Annotated in this window: 15 protein-coding genes; 10 read left to right on the top strand and 5 right to left on the bottom strand. The window is 58.9% G+C overall.

Annotated elements, in window-relative coordinates; translation table 11 throughout:
- Window positions 1-118 precede the first annotated feature (118 nt).
- Window positions 119-1,864, bottom strand: a complete 1,746-nt coding sequence (locus IHQ43_RS16380; protein WP_166223031.1) for an ATP-binding protein — start codon at window positions 1,862-1,864, stop codon at window positions 119-121.
- Entirely contained in the window at window positions 1,861-2,898 is a 1,038-nt protein-coding gene (locus IHQ43_RS16375; protein ID WP_192561309.1) for an SIR2 family protein, read from the bottom strand. The genes IHQ43_RS16380 and IHQ43_RS16375 overlap by 4 nt, the downstream gene beginning before the upstream one ends.
- Window positions 2,899-3,468: 570 nt before the next feature.
- On the opposite strand from IHQ43_RS16375, the gene IHQ43_RS16370 reads away from it, so the two are divergent.
- The gene (locus IHQ43_RS16370) at window positions 3,469-3,855 is read left to right on the top strand and encodes a DUF6124 family protein (RefSeq protein WP_192561308.1); all 387 of its coding nucleotides are present in this window, start codon (window positions 3,469-3,471) and stop codon (window positions 3,853-3,855) included.
- Between the two features lie 212 nt (window positions 3,856-4,067).
- Complete coding sequence (locus IHQ43_RS16365; RefSeq protein ID WP_192561307.1) at window positions 4,068-4,355, top strand: hypothetical protein; 288 nt, start codon at window positions 4,068-4,070, stop codon at window positions 4,353-4,355.
- A gap of 86 nt (window positions 4,356-4,441) precedes the next feature.
- Here IHQ43_RS16365 and IHQ43_RS16360 read toward each other — a convergent pair whose 3' ends face one another.
- The 3 genes from IHQ43_RS16360 to gspI form a co-directional block, all read right to left on the bottom strand.
- Window positions 4,442-4,804 (bottom strand): DUF6124 family protein, encoded by a 363-nt coding sequence (locus IHQ43_RS16360; RefSeq protein ID WP_007959368.1) that lies wholly within the window; start codon window positions 4,802-4,804, stop codon window positions 4,442-4,444.
- 417 nt (window positions 4,805-5,221) lie between these two features.
- Window positions 5,222-5,695 (bottom strand): hypothetical protein, encoded by a 474-nt coding sequence (locus tag IHQ43_RS16355; RefSeq protein WP_192561306.1) that lies wholly within the window; start codon window positions 5,693-5,695, stop codon window positions 5,222-5,224.
- Between the two features lie 141 nt (window positions 5,696-5,836).
- A complete protein-coding gene (gene gspI / locus IHQ43_RS16350) occupies window positions 5,837-6,214 on the bottom strand; it encodes a type II secretion system minor pseudopilin GspI (RefSeq protein WP_192561305.1) in 378 nt (125 codons plus the stop codon).
- 260 nt (window positions 6,215-6,474) lie between these two features.
- Between gspI and IHQ43_RS16345 the strand changes: the two genes are divergently transcribed.
- The 8 genes from IHQ43_RS16345 to gspF all read left to right on the top strand — a co-directional run bounded on the left by IHQ43_RS16345 (window position 6,475) and on the right by gspF (window position 15,605).
- Window positions 6,475-7,395: a hypothetical protein gene (locus IHQ43_RS16345; protein ID WP_192561304.1), complete on the top strand. Its 921-nt coding sequence runs from the start codon at window positions 6,475-6,477 to the stop codon at window positions 7,393-7,395.
- 147 nt (window positions 7,396-7,542) lie between these two features.
- Entirely contained in the window at window positions 7,543-8,001 is a 459-nt protein-coding gene (gspG, locus tag IHQ43_RS16340; RefSeq protein WP_085610505.1) for a type II secretion system major pseudopilin GspG, read from the top strand.
- 8 nt (window positions 8,002-8,009) lie between these two features.
- On the top strand, window positions 8,010-8,963 hold the full coding sequence (gspK, locus tag IHQ43_RS16335; RefSeq protein ID WP_192561303.1) for a type II secretion system minor pseudopilin GspK: 954 nt from the start codon (window positions 8,010-8,012) through the stop codon (window positions 8,961-8,963).
- The gene (gene gspL, locus IHQ43_RS16330) at window positions 8,960-10,105 is read left to right on the top strand and encodes a type II secretion system protein GspL (protein ID WP_192561302.1); all 1,146 of its coding nucleotides are present in this window, start codon (window positions 8,960-8,962) and stop codon (window positions 10,103-10,105) included. The genes gspK and gspL overlap by 4 nt, the downstream gene beginning before the upstream one ends.
- Window positions 10,098-10,643 carry a type II secretion system protein GspM gene (gene gspM / locus IHQ43_RS16325; protein ID WP_192561301.1) on the top strand — a complete coding sequence of 182 codons (546 nt, stop codon included), beginning with the start codon at window positions 10,098-10,100 and terminating at the stop codon, window positions 10,641-10,643. Before gspL ends, gspM begins: the two co-directional genes overlap by 8 nt.
- The gene (gene gspD / locus IHQ43_RS16320) at window positions 10,640-12,991 is read left to right on the top strand and encodes a type II secretion system secretin GspD (RefSeq protein ID WP_192561300.1); all 2,352 of its coding nucleotides are present in this window, start codon (window positions 10,640-10,642) and stop codon (window positions 12,989-12,991) included. Before gspM ends, gspD begins: the two co-directional genes overlap by 4 nt.
- A complete protein-coding gene (gene gspE / locus IHQ43_RS16315; protein ID WP_192561299.1) occupies window positions 12,988-14,394 on the top strand; it encodes a type II secretion system ATPase GspE in 1,407 nt (468 codons plus the stop codon). Before gspD ends, gspE begins: the two co-directional genes overlap by 4 nt.
- Window positions 14,394-15,605 (top strand): type II secretion system inner membrane protein GspF, encoded by a 1,212-nt coding sequence (gene gspF, locus IHQ43_RS16310; RefSeq protein WP_192561298.1) that lies wholly within the window; start codon window positions 14,394-14,396, stop codon window positions 15,603-15,605. The genes gspE and gspF overlap by 1 nt, the downstream gene beginning before the upstream one ends.
- Window positions 15,606-16,094 lie beyond the last annotated feature (489 nt).

Raw genomic sequence — 16,094 nt, 5'->3', positions numbered from 1 at the left:
TTTTATTTGGCCGTTTTTTTTGGGGGGCTTGGTTTTTATCAAATGTTTAAGAAGCTGTAAAAATGGGGAATAAAGAATTCCCCTGTTTTTACCTTCATTCAACATCAAGCGTAATCGATCAGCTTGCTCGCGACTGACTCCGTAGGCATTCGACTGCTGCCTCCAGCAAGTCCTCATTAGGTTTCAGCGAACCCCATTCCTTCCAGAATTCTCGCGTCGCGCTGTCAGGTTTTACTTGAGGTCGATCCAGCTTGATTCGAGTGGGAAGAAGAACAGCATCACCTAGAAGCAGAGCCTCGCCTGTATCGAGTAAGGGTAGCATTGCTGTTAGCCCAACTAATGAGTCCGGCATGAGTTTTTTTATAACATTCTGATCGCTATCATTTGTAAGCCTGAGAGCGAGAAAGTTATTGCATTGGGAGAGAATCGTCCGACTCACATCAGATGGTCTTTGGCTTACCACGAGTAATGAAAAACCGTATTTACGCCCTTCCTTTGCTATACGTTCAAATGACCACAACGCCTGCCGCTGGACAGCGTCGGCGTCATCTTTCACCGGTAGGTAGAGATGCGCTTCGTCGCAGAGCAGCGTGATCGGCGTCCGTGCATCCCCACTCATCCAAAATTGGACATCGTAAAGGAGGCGAGCCAGTGTACCGGTAACGACGGGTAGTACATCGGCGGGAACCTCAGAGAAGTCAATAATCTTAATGCCATTATTTGAACCCGCGCGAAGCAGTTTCACAATCTGCTTTGCGAGCCATCCGTAATCTAATGACTCTGGTGGCGGCGAGAACATAAAACCGTAACGGCGATCTTCAAGCTTCGCCTCAAGACGGGAAATAAATCGGGTCAGTTTATCCTCCCATTCCCCCTTTACCGCTGCGCCTTTTGATCCGACCCCTTTCGTCGTGTTGTCGATCTTCAATTTTGCGACTAGGTCTGAAACGGCATAGGGTATCGGCGAGTCGACCGTAAAAGTCTCTTTAACCTTGGCCTTATCCGAAATATCCAGAGTGGCGCCCTTTAACTCTCGAACGTGGCGAGTGAAGCGAGAAGCTTGGTTGGGAGCATTTTGATCACTCCGGTCCAAAATCATCGAAAGCATCTCATCACGGTTTAGCAGCCAGTACGGAAGGAACAACGCATCGTCCTTTGGTGCTGTAAGGTCGCCAGGTCCAGCGATACGGAAACGCTGTGCGAATCCGCCTTTGCTCTGGTCTGCAAGCGGTTGATATTCGCCATGCATATCGAATACCACAATGTTGGGGAACTTGAGTTTGGCGGCCCGTTCGAGAATGAGAGCGACAGCCCAGCTTTTACCCGATCCAGTGCTACCCAGAATTGCCGCGTGCCGCTGAAAGAATTTGTCACCACTCGCGATCGCTTCAGCACTCCGATCAGCAACAAAGGTCCCAAGTTTCAACCGCTCGTCTTCGGAGAGCCCAGCGCCCAAAATACCCATAAATCGCTGAAGATTGGGGCCTTCAATGACGAAGCAGTCTCTATCTATCTGTGGAAAGCTATCAGCGCCGCGCTTGAAGGTGTCAGAACTGTCACCATCAACCGACCGATAGGTGCCGATAACAAATGCTTGCATGTGATCTGCAGGCGAAATCATCAGAGTTCCGAACTCACCATCTGCCGGATCAGGAAGTTCCTCTCGGAGTGTGCGAGTAACCCGATCAGCCATTGCGATCAGATATTCTGCCTGGGTCACGCCTTTGATGGCGATGAGTTGCCCAATTCCAACGCGGGTCAACATGTCTGAGTTGGTGACATCAATGGCTACACGACTGGTGTCGACACCGGCCACGCGTCCAATTTGGTCGTTGTCTGTAAAATCAAGCGCTGAACCAGTCATGCGGATAGAACTCCTTTCACAAATCCGTCGAGATCCCAATAGTTAATACCGGGATAAAACTTTTCGGTGCCATCAACTATGAAACGAGTACCAACAGTTCCTCCATCTTCGTGATACTCGGCAGCAATTACCTGCTTGTTTTTCGTAGCGATCTCCCGGGCTTTAGGGGATAGCCAATGCGTCAAAATAACCGTCTTCACACCGGACTTTATGCGAGGGGTGAGATGGGTTTCCAAATGATCGTCATTGAAGCCGTAGCCGATGATGAGGAAATATCGCGCCTTATCAATGGCATCGTTCGCTTTTTCGCGATGTTTGTCGAAAGGGCTATCGTAACCGCTCCGAAACTTGTTCAAACCTGGCGTAATGATGAGCCGGGGAAGAGGCAAGGTCCCAGCGTAGCGCACAGGATTGCCTTCGCGGTAATACCAGTCGAGGCTACCGTGAGGTTTGAATACATTTACCTTCGACGCGAATTTATAGCGCACATTTTTGCCCGCTAGCTTAACGCCTCGGCAGAAACTCCAGTAGCTATCCTGCGGGTCAAGCCTCGCTGCAAAATGACCACTGAACATCGTATCAACACCTAGCTTGGCTTCCTCGCATGCAATCTCGACAAGGCGATCATAGTTAGTTGTAACAATTGGTATGCCGGTGTCCGGCTTCAATAGATGAGGAATGAGGTTGGTTAAGCGAAGCGTCTTTGTGTTATTGAAAACTTCGGAAATGATGCTTGATTCAGCGAGAGCAATGAAGTCGGCCGTACTTTGAACAATGGCCGCCTCGAGGGAGGGAGTGGGAGCATACCTCAGTAAAGCTGCCTCCAGCCCGTCGGTTTCTATGAGGGGATGAATCTGTTCCCAGAGTGTGTTGTCGTCCGGAGAGAGGGCCGCAGGAATATGCGTGACAAGATGCTGCCCAAGCGCTCCCATCCCGGGCACGCCTTCTGCACAGGACAATCCAGAACCAATTACTAATACAAGTCCGTCACCAAGATGTTGCTGGAGCCGCTTCTTCAACGCACCTAATTCCATGTGCCCCTACCCAAATCATTGCGCCATAGCACAAGGAAGGTATCACGGGGGCCAGTACATTCAATAGTCAATTTCAGAAATGAGCAATCTGTAGCACGACTGGTTGGCGAGTAGAAAAAGGGAAAAAGGGGACTGATTTATTTCCAAAAAATAAACCGGAAAATCATCTGGCCGGCCTCCACACCTCATGGAGGTGCCGCAGTAAAGCTTCGATAAACACCAACGTTTAAAAAGACATCTCCAGACACTCTCTCAGGCTACATATCCTTGCGCCGTTGCCTACAGCTACGCCAGAATCCGCCGGCTTGTACGCTTTGTACCTGGTCTTTATCGTCTACGTGTCGCTGGCAACCCAGCGACCGGGTTTAGCGACCTGACCAGGTATAAGTTCAACGACGCTCCAGTTTGTCGCAGATTTTTGCGATGACGATATGGTGGCTGTGCGTGGGAGACCTTCGGGTCTGCCGGGTCTTATACCTCTCGGTTCGCTAACCCGCGTACAGCTGCCACCTTTACTTGTTTAGCGACAGGTGTTGGTGGTTCCACCAGGTATAAAAATGGAGCTTCACCATGATCAAACCAACACCCAACCCGCCCGAAGCCGACTCGGTTTCCCCCTACGAATCCATCGATTCCAGAAAACTCCACGAAGCCGCCGACCGCGCGCTCGACCATTACCTCTGTCCGCCCGGCTCCACGCCGCCTCTACGCAGAACCCGCGGGATGTATGCCGTGACTGCGGACAACAAAAACGAAGAACTGCTGATTGATGCCAGTGAAACACTCGCTTCGGCCCAAACCATTGCCCAGAACATCGCCAGTCTGGTGCCGGCTTCGCAGCGTCGGGCGTTGGTGGGCATTGCGCAGTTGATCATGCTCGGGGAGTTGGCGGTGAATCGGGCGTTGGATAATTTGCAATTGCCGGTGAAGCAGACCTCGGGATCACCTGCTGATTAAGCTGGTGTCAATTCTGGCGCCTTCGCGAGCAAGTCGAATCGTCGGACCGTCGCTCCCGCAGGGATTTATGTTAATTACAGATATTGTGTAGGACGTTGAAATCTGTGGGAGCTGGGCTGGCAGCAAAAAATGGGGGCTGATTTACTTTCTGGCATTCAATCAGTCTCCTTTCATGCTAGAACCCTTCAGCCTCTGCCATCGGCGCCAACGGAATGAAAAAGTTTCTAATCGCAGCGATCCTCGTCGTAACGACGGTGCTTTACATCGGCTACTACGAAGCCCTTGAGGACGGGGACATCGAGACCATTGTCTTCATCAAGAAACACCCGACGTTTCAGATGAAGTTCTACAACATCCACGCCAACGATGGAGAGATCAGGAAGGTTGAACGCCTGACAGCAGAGGAGCGGGGGTGGATTATTGATTACTGCAGGTATCGCTTGGGAATCGACACGGACCTGAAGACTCAGGATGACGTCGAGGTGTGCCGCAAAAAATAGAAATGCTCATTTGGCCGAGGTAGTCAGTTACACCTGACAACCTCGGCCATTTTGTTTTCGTCTATTGAGCTACAGCACTCAGACGCTTACGCCTTCACCTCAACATGATCCAACGCCTGATTTACCGCCAATTCACTCAACATCACCAACTGCGCAATCCCGATCGCAGTCTTGCGATGAGCAGGCTCCAGTGTGGCCGCAAAGTTGTTAAGCATTTCGCTCGCCGATCCCAGTGATTCGCTGGCATTGGCCAGCAAGGATTCGGTGTTGTAGGCCGGGTTGGCCAGATACATGGGGTCGTGTTTGTGGTGGCTGCCCATGATGCGTTGTTGTGGGGTGAGGTAGTGGTCGAGGGCGCGTTCGGCGGCTTCGTTGAGGGTTCGGGAGTCGGGGAATTTGTAGGGGGAGACCGGATCGGTTTCTGGTGGGTTTGGTGTTGGCTTGAACATAGATGTAGCTCCATATGGGACTTAAGGAGCCATCACTCTCGCTACCAAACGAGTGGTGGTGGCCATACGAAGGTTGGTAGACCGGCCCATATGGAAAATCCGGCGCGCCCGAGGGCGCCCTGCGCATGGCCACCATAAGACAAATGCCGAAAGGGCGTCTGCGCTAGGTGACGTTATGCGTCATATGGGAGGTCGGGCTACCAAACCCGATCACTGTTTTTCAGTGACCCGGAAACGATAAGACCCGCACCCCAGACGCACAAGCCGGCGGATTCTGGCGTAGTCGTAGGCAATGACGCAAGGCGTTGTAGCCTTGAGGAGGTAACGGTGGGTGTCTTTAAACGGGGTCGTGGGAATTGATTAAACAGGTGAAAAAAGAAGGCCAATTTTCCTGTCTGGAAATAAATCTGGCTTCTCTCATTCAGTCGCTCCCCTGATTTTTCTTGCGGCGTAATGAATGACGGCTATCAAAAAATTCTTGAGCTCCCACGCCCAAACGCCCGCGAGCATGCAGATAACCAGAAAATGAAAATATTGATGAAACTCTGTAGCGGGCACTTTCTGCGCGCTTTTCCCGACCAGTCCAAGCGTCATCAGGCTGATGCAAAAAAAGCTCAAACACCGTAAGGCGAGATAGCAAAGGTCTTTGATGTTGGTCGTGTACACCCAGCTTTTTGCGGATTCAGAAAACAGGGCAGCCCACCCCAGATGAAACACGCTTGCGTAGATGAAGCTCAGGCTTAGACGTTGCGCCACATCAGCGCCGGAGCTGAGGTAAAACTCCGAATAAAACTGGTCGAGAGAAATGCCTACCGGACGAAAGAGGTCGAGGAGGGGAAACAGGGCAACCCCGCCGGCGAGATAGATTGCCAAAAAAGCGATAATTTTCATCTCGCACTCCATTGCCCCGTTTAGCGGCATCGACTGGCAATTATCGGCCGGGGGGAGTCAACAGAATAGTCATCCTGGCCACTTCCGGTAATTCATGCGCTGGAGACCAGAAAGGTAGAACGCCTGACGGCAAGGGGAGTGTCAGTCCTGCGGCCTGTTGAGCAACGTCTCCAGCCTCGCTAGCGGTGGCGTTTCCTTACTGCGATCAAAGACTTGCACACCAACCTTAAGCAACCGCCCATTCTCCACCCCCCCAATCACCTGCTCACACCGCAACAACAACCGCCCCTGATCACACTCCATCACCTTGACCCCCATCGGCAATCGCCCCTCCAAACGCAACTCCGCCATCCGACTCTGCGCCGCAATCATCGCAATCGAGCGATCGCGCAATATCCCGCTGCTCTGCGTCATCAACCCCGCCACACGCACGGCGGCGGACATGGCGACGGCGATGATTGCCAGTGCGACCAGCACTTCGATCAGGGTGAATCCGGCTTGTCGGGCTTTGCTGGGCATCGGGACATTTCGATGGGAAGGACATCGCACTGTAAACCTCGAAGTTGACCGATTGCTGACCAAAACTCCCGAGGAGGCTCGACCGTTGGTCGCTACTGTCAGATCTGACAGTAGCGACACTTATGTCCGTGAGATTTGATTGAGGCGTCCCTGGAAAAGCTCTGTCTGGCGGGTTCTTTTGCAGAGGGTTTTGCAGGGCTTTCGCCAGTTGGAATTCTGTCTGTCGCTGGCAACGTCCAATCGATAAAAGGATTTCACTGATGAGAATGCTCACGGTTGTAATGCTGTGCCTGTTGGTTGGCTGCACCATACAGCAGCAGGTCCCGGATGAACTGCAGATTCAGCAAGCTACCCTTGACGGCGCCTCTACGGCGGCCAAGCTCCAGGCGCTTTACAACGACACTCGAGTCGATTGCGGTAACCCAAGACGGCCAGCGTTTCTTTGTTCGGGTGTCATGGGGAGGGCGACCGTGAAGTCGACGGCCTACCATGTCTGGAATCCGAGCCCGACTGCTGTGCAGCGTGGCGGCGTGTCCTGGTCCTGGTTGCGGCGCGATTCGACCTTCCGAAGTTTTCTCTACAACAATGGCTACTTTGTCTATCCGATCTTCGACAGTCCGGTAGATAAAAGGGATATCGACGTGTTCTGCATTTTCCCCCTGAATGCGAGTTCCAATTCGCGCTCGGAGAACGGCTGCGGCGCGCTTTCTTCCCAACCGCTCACCAGCCGTCCTTGCCATCTTTCCGGAATTACTACGGCCCAACAATGGTTGAACAACTACCGGACCAACAACGCGCAATGCGGCTTCAATGTTCGCGAAACGACCGCAGGCGATCACGCGGCGTCAGCCTATATCGAAGGCGTTCGCGCAATGGCGTTGTTGGGGGCCACCTCGTTTCAGGGCTGGAACGAAGTGGTCAGCGATATCTGGCCGCAGAACATTCATCGCACCGTGCCGTTGTGGGCGTTCTTCTATACGGGCAGCGGCTTGCCGGATGCTCAATACAATCAACGGGATTTCTACAACGTGTCGGGGGGGCTTGTGGCCCCGATCATCCGGGTGACCATGCCCACCGTACAGGGTGGCAGCGCCAGTTTTCAGTTTTTCAGCGGCGAACAGGTGGTGGGTCGGTGGCAGTCCTCCAACCCAGTGAAAGGTACTTATGCAGGCACGCAGTGACAGGTGTCGCGTGAGTCGGGGCGGTGACCGGGCAGTCGCCGCTCAACTGCTTTTTACATGACAGTTTCTCCCGAGGATTTTCAACATCCCTGACATATCTTCTTGCAACACTGCGCGTCGAATCGAATCAAGCCAGGGAATGACGAGATGGATATCGCGCAGTTCAAACAACCCAGTCGACCGAGCCGGATGCCCCGTGGGCAGCAGGGTTTCACGCTGATCGAGATCATGGTGGTGGTGGTGATTCTCGGGATTCTGGCGGCGATGGTGGTGCCCAAGGTGCTCGACCGGCCGGATCAGGCGCGGGCCACGGCGGCGAAGCAGGACATTGGCGGGTTGATGCAGGCGCTGAAGCTGTATCGCCTCGATCACGGCACTTACCCGAGCCAGAGCCAGGGTCTGAAGGTGTTGGTGGAGCGGCCGGCCGATGCGAAGAACACCAACTGGCGCTCGTACCTGGAGCGCCTGCCGAATGACCCGTGGGGTCGTCCTTATCAGTACCTCAATCCCGGTGCCAACGGCGAGATCGACATCTTTTCCCTCGGCGCCGACGGCCAGCCTGACGGCGACGGTGTGAATGCCGACATCGGTTCCTGGCAGTTGTAAGGCCGGTCATGAACAGCCAATCGAACCAGCAGGGGATGGCGATCATCAGTGCGCTGCTGATTGCGGCGGTGGTCGCGGTGATCGCCGCCGGCATGCTGACCCGCCAGAGCGTTTCGACCCGGGCGCTGGAGGCCGAACAACTGCGCGTGCAGGGCCGCTGGGTGCTGCACGGCGGGTTGGAGATCAGCCGGCAATTGTTGTGGGATGCGCGGCAGCGCGATCCGTTGACCCGCCTCGATCAGCCGTGGGCGCAGCGGTTGAACACCCAGGGTTTCGAGGGGCGGCTGGAGGACGAGCAGGGCAAGTTCAACCTGCGCAATCTGGTGGCCAACGAGCGGATCGATGACGCGCAGGTGCAGGCGTTCGAGCGTTTGTGCGAGTTGATTGGTGTCAGCAGCGGCTTGAGCCGGCGCATCAGTCAGCGGGTGATCGGCTCGTATCCGCACCTGTTGAATGCCCAAGTGGTGGACAAGCCTGTGGCGAAAAACACCTTCGACAGTGGGCGCGCCACGTCGCCGTCCGCTTCGCGCAAACCGCAACCGCCGACCTTGCCAATGCTGCGCACGCTTGATGATTTGCGCAGTGTCGACGGGGTCAACGATGCGGTGCTGGCGAAACTCGCGCCGTACCTGACGGTGATTCCGGCGACCACCTGGCTCAACGGCAACACGGCCACGGCGCCGGTGCTCGCGGCTTATGTGCCGGGGCTGTCGCTGGAGCGGGCGCAGGCGTTGATCAATGAGCGTGACGCCGGGCGCTGGTTTATCAACCGCGGGGATTTCGTCAATCGCCTGCGACTGCCGCAACTGGAGATCACCAGCGTCAAGGTCGGCATCACCAGCGACTGGTTCCGGCTGCGCGGGCAGGCGCGGCGGGATCAGCGGCGGGTCAGCCTCGATGCGTTGTTGCATCGCAGTGAAGACCGCTTGCCGCAAGTGATCTGGTCACGGGTGGGCGTATGAGCCAGTTGCGCGTGAGTTTGCCGCCGCTGGCGGAGCTGAGTCTCGACAGTGAAGTGGATTGCGCGTGGCTGGATCGTCAGGGGCAGGTCACTCGCCAGGAACGCGTGCGGCTTGGCGCACTGCCGAAGCAGCCGCTGGTGTGCTTTCTGCACCCGTCAGACAGCCTGTTGGCGAGCATCGATCTGCCGCCGTTGCCCGCGAGCAAAACCGCTGCGGCGGTGCAATGTGCAGCGCAGGCCTTGATGCTCGGTGATAGCGCCGAGATGCATATCGCCCACAGTGCTCGCAACGAAACCGGCCAGGTGCAGATTGCCTGGGTAGCACGCAAGGATTTGCAGCACCTCGGGCAATACGGTTTGAACCTCAAAGGCCTGTACCCGGCGGCCTACAGTTTGCCGGTGATGGCGGGCGGTATCGGCTGCCTGCACGACGATCATCTGTTGCTGCGCCACGGCCCGAATGCGGCGCAGGTGCAGCCGATGATCGACGAAGCGTGGCTGCTGGAAACCGGTCTGCCGGCGCACTGGATCGGTGACGGCGCGCCTGAGGCGGTGCAATCGACATTGCCCGACACACAACGCTGCTCCGGCCCGTTGCCGAACTGGGGCTTGCACGGTGGCCTCCAGCAACCGGGCACCGAACATCGCGGCTGGGGCAGGGCGCTCGGTTGCTGTGCGCTGGCGTTGGCGGTGTGGGTGATCGGTTTGAACCTGTACGCCGCTCGCGAGGCCGGGCAGGGCCAGCAGCTCAAGGCGAAGATGGCGCAGCGGGTGAAGCAGGCGTTTCCCGAGTTGCCGGTGATCCTCAATCCGCTGCAACAGGCCCGTCAGCAAATCACGGCGCGCCAGCAAGGCGCGGCGGATGCGCCGGGTCAGGATTTCACGCGGCTGGTGTTGCAGGCCGGCAGCGGCATGCCGTCCATGGCGGGCACGGTGCAGCGTCTGGAGTTTGTCGACGGTGCGTTGCAACTGAGTCTGCTGCCCGAGGCCCGGCGTTCGGGCAACGACAAGGATTGGCAAGCCACGCTGGCCCAGGCCGGCATCAGCATCAGCCCGAATGACGACGGCTGGGTCCTGCGCCCGGCCGGCGAGGCGACCGCCGCCACCGACAACGACGACAGCAGCGGAGCCGAAGATGAATAGCCCCTCGCTTGCGAAATACCGCGCCGGTTGGCAGCGCTTCAACGCTCAGTTGCAGGCCCGTTGGCAGCCGTTGGCTTTGCGGGAAAAGCGCATGGTCGGCGGCATGGCGGCGCTGTTGCTGGGGCTGTTTGTGTGGGTGGCGTTGGTTCAGCCGCCGCTGAAGAAGATCGCCGCGTCGCAAGTCGAAACGCCAAAACTGCGCGCCCAGGCCGAAGCGCTGGAAGTGCTGTTGCGCGACGTCAGCGTGCGCCCGGATGGGCAGAACCTTGGGCAGTCGCTGCAACAGACCTTGCAGGCCAGCGGACTGGGTGGCCATTACCAATTGGCGGCCGCTTCCGCCGGCTGGCAGTTGACCTTCGACGCGGCACCGGCCGACGCCGTGCTCGACTGGCTGCTGAGCCAACCGCGGAATTTTTCACTGCAAGTGGTCGAGGCCCGTCTGCAACGCGCAGACGACGCCGCGACCGATGACACCGCCGGCACTCTGTCGGGCACCGTACGCATGGATCAGGCGCTGGGCGCTAAGGAAGCTTCATGAAGGGGTCAGGATCCAAACGCATGGCGTTGCCGATGCTGTTGATGGCATTGAGCGCGTGCAGCAACACCACGCCACCGAATCAACCGCCGCTGCTGGTGGACAGCGAACTCGGCCGGCCGCTGGCCAACACCCAGCGCAGTGGCGACGCGGTGCTCGACCGCGAACGGGCGCAGGCTCAGGCCAGACCCGCGCCGAAGCAATTGCACAACATCACCGAACGCGCTCGCAGTGGCGGCTCGGCGCGGGGCACGACGTTGCCGGCCAACCCGTTGGGCGATCAACCGGTGACGCTGAATTTTGTCGATGCCGATATTCAAGCGGTGGTGCGGGCGTTGTCGCGCTCCACCGGCCAGCAGTTTCTGGTCGATCCACGGGTCAAGGGCAATCTGACGCTGGTCTCCGAAGGCCAGGTGCCGGCGCATCAGGCCTACGACATGCTGCTGGCGGCGCTGCGCATGCAGGGTTTCAGCGTGGTGGACGTCGGCGGCGTGGCGCAGGTGGTGCCGGAGGCCGATGCCAAGTTGCTCGGCGGGCCGATCTACAGCGCCGACAAACCGGCCGGCAACGGCATGCTTACCCGCACGTTCCGCCTGCAATACGAGAACGCGGTGAACCTGATCCCGGTGCTGCGCCCGATCGTGTCACCGAACAACCCGATCAACGCCTATCCGGGCAACAACACCATTGTCGTCACCGACTACGCCGAGAACCTCACGCGAGTCGCGCAACTGATTCAGGGCATCGACACTCCGAGCGCCATCGACACTGACGTGGTGCAGATCCAGAACGGCATCGCCGCCGACATCGCGCCGATGGTCGCCGACCTGCTCGACGCGCCGGGCAATGACCCGACCCAGAAAATCGCCGTGATCGGTGACCCGCGCTCCAACACCATCATCATCCGCGCCGGCAGCCCGGAGCGCACGGAGCTGGCGCGCAACCTGATCTACAAACTCGACAACGCGCAAAGCAATCCGAGCAACCTGCACGTGGTGTATCTGCGCAACGCTCAGGCCGGCAAACTGGCCCAGGCCCTGCGCGGGTTGTTGACCGGCGAGAGCGACAGCGGCACCAGCGACAATGCGCGCTCGGTGCTCAGCAACATGGGCAGCTCCACCAATTTGGGCGGTGGGCAGAACGGCCAGAGCGGCACGCAAAGCAACGGCAGCACGTCGACCACCAACAGCGGCAGCACCGGCGGCAGTTACGCTCAGGGCAGCAGCGCCACCAGTGGCAGCAGCAATGCTCAAAGCAGTGAACAGAACGTCGCGTTCAGCGCTGGCGGCGTGACCATTCAGGCGGACGCGACCACTAACACATTGCTGATTTCCGCGCCGGAGCCGCTGTATCGCAACCTGCGCGAAGTCATCGACCTGCTCGACCAGCGCCGCGCGCAAGTAGTAATCGAAAGCCTGATCGTCGAGGTCGGCGAAGACGACGCCAGCGAATTCGGCGTGCAATGGCAGACCGGCAATCTCGGCGGCAAAGGCGTGATCGGCGGGGCCAACCTCGGTGGTTCGGGGATCAACGTCAATGGCAAGACCAGCCTCGATGTGCTCCCGCAAGGTCTGAACCTCGGCTACGTCAACGGCACCGTCGATATCCCCGGCATCGGCAAGATCCTCGACCTGAAAGTGCTGGCCCGGGCCCTGAAGAGCAAGGGCGGCACCAACGTGCTGTCGACGCCGAACCTGCTGACCCTGGACAACGAAGCCGCGAGCATTTTCGTCGGCCAGACCATCCCGTTTGTCAGCGGCAGTTACGTCACCGGCGGCGGGGGCACCAGCAACAATCCGTTCCAGACCGTGACCCGTGAAGAGGTCGGTCTGAAGCTCAACGTGCGGCCGCAGATTTCCGAGGGCGGCACGGTGAAGCTCGACATCTATCAGGAAGTCAGCAGCATCGACGAACGCGCCTCGGCGGCGGCCAATTCGGCGGGGATCGTCACCAGCAAACGCGCGCTCGACACCAGCATCCTGCTCGACGACGGGCAGATCATGGTGCTCGGCGGTCTGCTGCAGGACGGCTACAGCCAGAGCAATGACGCGGTGCCTTGGTTGTCGAGTATTCCGGGGATTGGCGCGCTGTTTCGCAACGAACGCCGCTCGATCACCAAGACCAACCTGATGGTGTTCCTGCGCCCGTACATCATTCGCGACAGCGCGGCGGGGCGCAGCATCACGCTTAACCGCTACGACTTCATGCGCCGCGCTCAGGGCGGTCTGCAACCGGAACGTAGCTGGGCGATGCCGGACATGCAGGCGCCGCAATTGCCGGCCACTGCCCAAGGCGTGCCGGCGCCGGTGTCCGGCCCGCGCGCGACGATCAAAGCGGTGCCGCTGCAATGAGCGCATTGCCTTACGCCTGGGCCAAGGCGCAGCGGATTCTGCTGCGCGACGGCGTGCTGACGGTGTGCCCGTCGACGCCGGGCTGGTCGATCAGCGAGGTGCGTCGGCAGTTCGGCGCGGCCAGGCTTGAGCGGGTACGCGATGACGAACTCGACGGGTTGCTCGCCACGGCCTATGCCGATACCGGCAGCGCGGCGGCGGTGGTCGGCGCGGCGGAAAACGAAGTCGACCTCGACCGCCTGATGCAGGACATGCCGGAAATCACCGACCTGCTCGACACCCAGGACGGCGCGCCGGTGATCCGCATGATCAACGCCTTGCTCACCCAGGCGGCGCGGGATGAGGCCAGCGACATTCACATCGAACCCTTCGAAACCCATTCGGTGGTGCGCTACCGCGTCGACGGCACCCTGCGCGACGTGGTCTCGCCGCGCAAGGCGTTGCACGGTGCGTTGGTGTCGCGGATCAAGATCATGGCGCAGCTCGACATCGCCGAAAAACGCCTGCCGCAGGACGGCCGCATAGCGCTGCGCGTAGCGGGGCGACCGATCGACATTCGTGTTTCCACTGTGCCCACCGGTCATGGCGAGCGGGTGGTGATGCGTTTGCTGGACAAACAGGCCGGGCGCCTGCATCTGGAAACCTTGGGCATGGATGCGCAGGTGCTGGCCAAACTCGATCACCTGATCCGCCAGCCCCACGGCATTGTGCTGGTCACCGGCCCGACCGGCAGCGGCAAGACGACGAGTTTGTATGCGGCACTGGCGCGGCTCGATGCGAGCACCAGCAACATCCTCACCGTGGAAGATCCGGTGGAATACGACTTGCCGGGGATCAGCCAGATTCAGGTCAATGCCAAGATCGACATGACGTTTGCCCTGGCATTGCGGGCGATTCTGCGTCAGGACCCGGACATCATCATGATCGGCGAGATCCGCGATTTGGAAACCGCGCAGATCGCGGTGCAAGCTTCGCTGACCGGCCACTTGGTGCTCGCGACCCTGCACACCAACGACGCGGTGTCGGCGGTCAACCGCTTGGTCGACATGGGCGTTGAGCCGTTTCTGCTGGCCTCGTCGATGCTCGGCGTTCTGGCCCAGCGGTTGGTGCGGCGGCTGTGCAGTCAGTGCAAACAGGAAGACCCGGCGACGCCCGGCACCTGGCGCCCGGTGGGTTGTGCGGCGTGCAATCACACCGGTTACAGCGGCCGCACCGGCATTCACGAATTGTTCTGCATCGATGACGACATCCGCACCCTGATTCACCAAGGGGCAGGGGAGCAGGCGTTGCGCGCGGCGGCGAGCAAGGCCGGGATGTTCAGCCTGCGTGAGGACGGCGAGCGCTGGATTCGCAGCGGTGCCACGGCGCCGGAAGAAATCCTTCGTGTGACACGGGATGCCTGATGAATCGCTATCGTTTTGAAGCCGCCGATGCCAGCGGCAAGATCGAATCCGGGCATCTGGAAGCAGAGAGTCAGGGCGCCGCGTTTGGCGCGCTGCGCGGGCGTGGTTTGACGGCGTTGTCGGTGGAGAAGGAAAGCAACGTCTCCCAGCATGGCGGCGGTGGAATGTTCAGCGCCCGCATGTCGGATAACGATCTGGCGTGGGCCACGCGGCAACTGTCGAGCCTGCTCGGCGCCAGTCTGCCGCTGGAAGCGGCGCTGAGTGCCACAGTCGAACAGGCCGAGAAAAAGCACATCGCCCACACCCTCAGCGCCGTGCGCGCCGACGTACGCAGCGGCATGCGCCTGGCCGAAGCGTTGGCGGCGCGGCCACGGGATTTTCCGGAAATCTACCGGGCGCTGATTGCGGCGGGCGAGGAGTCTGGCGATCTGGCGCAGGTGATGGAGCGGCTGGCGGATTACATCGAGGAACGCAACAACCTGCGGGGCAAGATACTCACCGCGTTCATCTATCCGGGCGTGGTCGGGCTGGTGTCGATCGGCATCGTGATTTTCCTGCTGAGTTATGTGGTGCCGCAGGTGGTCAGCGCGTTTTCCCAGGCGCGGCAGGATCTGCCGGGGCTGACGCTGGCGATGCTCAATGCCAGTGATTTCATCCGCGCGTGGGGCTGGTTGTGCGCCGGGATCATGGCCGGGGCGTTCTGGAGTTGGCGCCTGTATCTGCGCAATCCGGCGGCACGCTTGAGTTGGCATCATCGGGTGTTGAAGTTGCCGCTGATCGGGCGGTTTGTGCTGGGGCTGAACACCGCACGGTTCGCCTCGACGCTGGCGATTCTCGGCGGCGCCGGGGTGCCGTTGTTGCGCGCGTTGGAGGCAGCACGGCAGACCTTGTCGAATGATCGCCTGAGCCTGAGCGTCAATGAGGCCACCGCCAAGGTGCGCGAGGGCGTCAACCTGGCAGCAGCGCTGAAAGTGGAAAACGTGTTCCCGCCGGTGCTGATTCACCTGATCGCCAGCGGCGAGAAAACCGGTGCGTTGCCGCCGATGCTTGAACGCGCTGCACAAACCCTGTCCCGCGATATCGAGCGTCGGGCGATGGGCATGACTGCGCTGCTTGAACCGCTGATGATCGTGGTGATGGGCGGGGTGGTGCTGGTGATTGTGATGGCGGTGTTGCTGCCGATCATCGAGATCAATCAGCTGGTGCAGTAGGGGCGTGTCTGTTGGTTTGATGTTGTCTGTACTGGCCCTATCGCTGGCAAGCCAGCTCCCACAGATTTTTGTGTTGTGGAGAAAATTGCATTAACAACACCGAACACTGTGGGAGCTGGCTTGCCAGCGATGAGGCCGGTCAGAGCAATAAATAATTCAGGTTTTTTTCAGCGACCTCAGCATCACCCGACCCTCATTCCCCCCATCCTCGGGTTCTCCTTTCTGTCATCTGCAACGGCCCTTCAAGGGCTGTGGCCGATTCCCTCGAAAAGCTTGTCTCAGACCCTCCGGCCACCCCCCAGAACACCCGAGAAAATCCCTTGAAAATCAGCCTGCACCTCCCGAGGTTTTTTCCTTTATCTGTCACCGGAAACTGCGAATTTCTCAGTGCGACTTAACCACGGACCCCGCTTGCGAAGGTCGGCGGTGAGTCCTCCCAGTGTCATGCAAGCAATCCGAAAACCTGTGTTCCCAACCTAGTTGAAAAGG

It is taken from the genome of Pseudomonas gozinkensis, assembly GCF_014863585.1.
GTDB lineage: Bacteria > Pseudomonadota > Gammaproteobacteria > Pseudomonadales > Pseudomonadaceae > Aquipseudomonas > Aquipseudomonas gozinkensis.
Note: the sequence above shows the minus strand (reverse complement) of the source record. Positions and strands in the feature narration are given on the sequence as shown.

Bases quoted from the DNA above. Each gene is read 5' to 3' on its own strand.
- IHQ43_RS16375 (WP_192561309.1), bottom strand. From the start codon at position 2,898: ATGGAATTAGGTGCGTTGAAGAAGCGGCTCCAGCAACATCTTGGTGAC.
- gspI (WP_192561305.1), bottom strand. From the start codon at position 6,214: ATGCCCAGCAAAGCCCGACAAGCCGGATTCACCCTGATCGAAGTGCTG.
- IHQ43_RS16365 (WP_192561307.1), top strand. From the start codon at position 4,068: ATGAAAAAGTTTCTAATCGCAGCGATCCTCGTCGTAACGACGGTGCTT.
- gspG (WP_085610505.1), top strand. From the start codon at position 7,543: ATGGATATCGCGCAGTTCAAACAACCCAGTCGACCGAGCCGGATGCCC.
- IHQ43_RS16355 (WP_192561306.1), bottom strand. From the start codon at position 5,695: ATGAAAATTATCGCTTTTTTGGCAATCTATCTCGCCGGCGGGGTTGCC.
- gspK (WP_192561303.1), top strand. From the start codon at position 8,010: ATGAACAGCCAATCGAACCAGCAGGGGATGGCGATCATCAGTGCGCTG.
- gspL (WP_192561302.1), top strand. From the start codon at position 8,960: ATGAGCCAGTTGCGCGTGAGTTTGCCGCCGCTGGCGGAGCTGAGTCTC.
- gspD (WP_192561300.1), top strand. From the start codon at position 10,640: ATGAAGGGGTCAGGATCCAAACGCATGGCGTTGCCGATGCTGTTGATG.
- IHQ43_RS16360 (WP_007959368.1), bottom strand. From the start codon at position 4,804: ATGTTCAAGCCAACACCAAACCCACCAGAAACCGATCCGGTCTCCCCC.
- IHQ43_RS16370 (WP_192561308.1), top strand. From the start codon at position 3,469: ATGATCAAACCAACACCCAACCCGCCCGAAGCCGACTCGGTTTCCCCC.
- IHQ43_RS16380 (WP_166223031.1), bottom strand. From the start codon at position 1,864: ATGACTGGTTCAGCGCTTGATTTTACAGACAACGACCAAATTGGACGC.
- gspM (WP_192561301.1), top strand. From the start codon at position 10,098: ATGAATAGCCCCTCGCTTGCGAAATACCGCGCCGGTTGGCAGCGCTTC.
- IHQ43_RS16345 (WP_192561304.1), top strand. From the start codon at position 6,475: ATGAGAATGCTCACGGTTGTAATGCTGTGCCTGTTGGTTGGCTGCACC.
- gspF (WP_192561298.1), top strand. From the start codon at position 14,394: ATGAATCGCTATCGTTTTGAAGCCGCCGATGCCAGCGGCAAGATCGAA.
- gspE (WP_192561299.1), top strand. From the start codon at position 12,988: ATGAGCGCATTGCCTTACGCCTGGGCCAAGGCGCAGCGGATTCTGCTG.